Origin of the sequence: Sulfitobacter sp. HI0129 (genome assembly GCF_001635395.1) — a bacterium.
Lineage (GTDB): Bacteria > Pseudomonadota > Alphaproteobacteria > Rhodobacterales > Rhodobacteraceae > Sulfitobacter.
Window position 1 is genome coordinate 1 of the sequence record NZ_LWGH01000426.1, and the last position, 2,654, is coordinate 2,654.

Annotated in this window: 4 protein-coding genes; all 4 read left to right on the forward strand. The window is 64.3% G+C overall.

Features of this window, described 5'->3' with window-relative positions:
* The coding region (locus tag A3764_RS11570; RefSeq protein ID WP_443069378.1) for a phosphate acyltransferase at positions 1-639 on the forward strand (639 nt) is incomplete at its 5' end.
* On the forward strand, positions 636-1,607 hold the full coding sequence (locus A3764_RS11575) for a beta-ketoacyl-ACP synthase III (protein ID WP_067926778.1): 972 nt from the start codon (positions 636-638) through the stop codon (positions 1,605-1,607). The genes A3764_RS11570 and A3764_RS11575, both read left to right, overlap by 4 nt.
* Positions 1,608-1,715: 108 nt before the next feature.
* The gene (gene ihfA, locus A3764_RS11580) at positions 1,716-2,015 is read left to right on the forward strand and encodes an integration host factor subunit alpha (RefSeq protein WP_067926781.1); all 300 of its coding nucleotides are present in this window, start codon (positions 1,716-1,718) and stop codon (positions 2,013-2,015) included.
* 2 nt (positions 2,016-2,017) lie between these two features.
* On the forward strand, positions 2,018-2,654 hold a 637-nt coding region (locus tag A3764_RS25980), incomplete at its 3' end, for a MerR family transcriptional regulator (RefSeq protein ID WP_236628175.1).

Sequence of the window (2,654 nt, forward strand, 5' to 3'; positions counted from 1 at the left end):
GCCAATCCGCAGGAATTCAACGTCATGCTCGACGTGGGCGCCGATGTGCGCGCGGATGCCGACGACCTGATGCGCTTTGCGCTCATGGGCACGTCCTACACCCGCAACAGCATGGACATCGACCGCCCGCGGGTGGGTCTGCTGAACGTGGGCACCGAAGAGAACAAGGGCCGGAGCGAGTTGAAAGAGGCCTATGACCTCATCAAGGCGCAGGAAGACAACGCCGGGTTCGAGTTCGTGGGATTCGTCGAAGGCGGCGACATCGCGGGCGACCGGGCGGATGTGATCGTCACGGACGGTTTCACCGGCAACGTCGCGATCAAGACCGGCGAAGGCACCGCGACGATGATCGGAAGCCGCTTGCGCGAAGCCTTCCGACACTCCATCCTGTCAAAGCTCGCCTCCGTGCTCGCCTATACCTCGCTTCAGCGGCTGCGCCGCAAGGTCGACCCGCGCCGGGTCAATGGCGGCGTGTTCCTTGGCCTCAACGGGACGGTGGTGAAATCGCACGGCTCCGCCGATGCCACCGGCGTTTCGGCGGCTATCAAGCTCGCGGCGCAACTGGCGCAGAGCAAGTTCAACGACAAGCTGGCCGCCCGCGTCGCGGCGGTAATGCCAGCTGAGGAGACTGTCACATGACCATCCGCGCAGTCGTCGCGGGGGCCGGCCACTACCTGCCCGCCCGCGTCGTGGAAAACGCCGAATTCGAAAAGACACTGGATACCGATGACGCCTGGATCCGGTCCCGTTCGGGTATCGAGCGTCGCCATTTCGCGGCAGAGGACGAAACCACGTCCTCCATGGCCGCCGCCGCCGCCGACAAGGCGTTGAAGGATGCGGGATGCGCGGCCTCGGATGTGGATGCGATCATCCTCGCCACCTCTACCCCGGACCTCACTTTCCCGTCGGCAGCCACGATGGTGCAGGCCGAACTTGGCATGAACGCGGGCTTTGCATTCGATGTTCAAGCCGTCTGCGCCGGCTTCGTCTATGCGCTCGCCAACGCCAATGCGCTGATCGTCTCCGGCCAGGCGCGCCGGGTGCTCGTGATCGGGGCGGAAACTTTCAGCCGGATCATGGACTGGACAGACAGATCCACCTGCGTCCTTTTCGGGGACGGCGCGGGGGCGCTGCTGCTCGAAGCGCAGGATGCGGAAGGCACCCCGTCGGACCGGGGCATCCTCGCCACCGATCTCAATTCCGACGGGCGGTTCCGCGATCTGCTCTACGTGGACGGCGGCGTCAGCACCGGCACCACGGGTTATCTGCGGATGCAGGGGAATCAGGTCTTCCGCCACGCGGTGGAAAAACTTGCCTCCACCGCTACGCTGGCGATGGAACGCGCCGGGGTCACGGCGGATGACATCGACTGGATCGTGCCGCATCAGGCCAACATCCGCATCATTCAGGGCACCGCGAAAAAGCTGGGCCTGCCGATGGAGCGCGTCGTGGTCACCGTGCAGGATCACGGCAATACCTCTGCCGCGTCCATCCCGCTTGCGCTTTCGGTGGCGCATGGCAGCGGCCAGATCAAGCAGGGCGACCTGCTGGTGACCGAAGCCATCGGCGGCGGGCTTGCCTGGGGCGCAGTTGTTCTGCGCTGGTAGTCCGGGCGCATTTTTGCTAAATCAATGCCTAAACAGCGCCTTAGATGGCTCTGTTGTTGACTCGAAAAATTCGCGTAGCCTATGCTGCCCCCAAAAGCGGGAGTTATTATGTCCAAGAGCCTGACTCGTATGGATCTGAGCGAGGCCGTCTTTCGTGAAGTGGGACTGTCCCGCAACGAAAGCGCGCAACTCGTCGAAGCGGTGCTCGAACATATGTCCGACGCGCTGGTGAACGGGGAGCAGGTGAAAATCTCCTCCTTCGGGACGTTTTCCGCCCGCGACAAGTCCGCCCGGGTGGGGCGCAACCCCAAGACGGGGGAGGAAGTCCCGATCAACCCGCGCCGGGTCCTGACGTTCCGGCCTTCGCACCTCATGAAAGACCGGGTCGCCAGCGGCAACAAAGCCTGAGCATGGCGAAGTCAAGAGACGCCTTTCGCACGATTTCCGAAGTTGCGGATTGGCTTGGAATTCAGGCCCATGTCCTGAGGTTCTGGGAAAGCAAGTTCAGTCAGGTCAAACCGATCAAGCGGGCGGGCGGACGGCGGTATTACCGCCCCGCCGACATGCTGCTGCTGGGCGGCATCAAGAAGCTTCTGCACGAAGACGGGCTTACCATCAAAGGCGTTCAGAAGATCCTCCGGGAAGAGGGGATGAGCCATGTCGCGGCGATGTCCGGCCCGCTCGACAGTCTGGATCCCCCCGTCCAAAGCTCGGCCAGCCCGGCGGCCCCGCCGCCTGATCCGATTCCCCTGCCCGAGGAAACCGGCGTGGTGCTGAATTTCGAACCGCCCACCGCTGCCGAACCCGCGCCCGAGGCCCCTGCGGAGGAGCCGGACCTTGAGGCAATATCCGACCTGGTCGCCGCTGAGGAGGGTGAGGAGGAAACGCCCGCTGCGGATGACCAAAGCGCCACCGCCGAGGACGAAGCGGAACAGCCGACAGATGCGGCTGAGCGCGCGGACGAAGCGGAGGAACCCCTGCCGCAGGCGGAACTGCCCGCCTTCCTGCGCAATCCCATGACCACCCCGGCGGAACGCGGCGATCTGT